Annotated in this window: 1 pseudogene; it reads right to left on the minus strand. The window is 71.9% G+C overall.

What is annotated here, in order from left to right:
* Positions 1-889 (minus strand): annotated as a pseudogene (locus G3N93_RS40480) (helix-turn-helix transcriptional regulator); the annotation flags it as partial.

The raw sequence follows: 889 nt of genomic DNA on the forward strand, positions 1-889 counted from the left end.
TCTCGACGTAGCTCGACGCGGCTTCCGGTGGTTCAGTCGACACCAGCGCCGCCAGCGCGCGGCCGACACGATGGGCCTGCGTCAGCTTCCCCGCGCTCACGTGCAGCCGCACGCCGGTCGCCATGCAGGCGACGCGCAGCCGCAGCCATTGCCGGCTGCAGGCGATGTGGTCGGCCTCGTCGAGCATCTCGTGCGCGCGGGCCTCGTTGCCCGACCGGAACTGCAGCACCGCGGCCGTCTGCATGAACCGCAGCAGCGGCCCGAGCGAACACGCCTGCATCGCGATGTCGAAACGGTCGCGCTGCGCTTCACGCACCTTCGGCCAGTCGTTCCATTCGTAATAGATCGCGGACAGGTAGCCGGCCGACAGCGCGGTCGCCGCCGACAGCCGCCCCGCCGAGCGCTCCGCGCCGCGCAGCGCCGTCTCGAACGTCTTCGACGCATCGTGCAGGCGGCCCGCGACGAATTCGGCGAGGCCGGACATGTTCTGCCGGTACACATGCGCAAACAGCGGCTCGTGGCCCGACGCCGCAAGTTCCGCCCGCGCGCGCAGGTCGAGCGCATCGTCGAGGCGGCCCGCGTAGCCGAGCCCGAAGATGAGCGTGGTCTGCCCGATCTGCTCGACCCACGAGCCGGCCGGCGGGCCGGCCGCCAGCACGCGCTCGCCGAGCTCGAGCGACTCGATGCTCCGGTCCGACAGCCCCGCGATGAGCGAGCGAACGCCAAGCAATTCGGTGTCGGTGACCGCATTCGTACCGAGCCGCCGTGCGTCGATGTCGGCTTCGATCGCCTCCAGCGCGCGGCGCGCGTCGACCATCTGCATCGACAGCGCCAGCGCCCACACGTGCGCGATCCGCAGCCGCAGGCGGCCCGCCAGCGCCGGCTCCGG

Source organism: Burkholderia sp. Se-20378, assembly GCF_017104665.1.
Classification (GTDB): Bacteria; Pseudomonadota; Gammaproteobacteria; order Burkholderiales; family Burkholderiaceae; genus Burkholderia; species Burkholderia lata.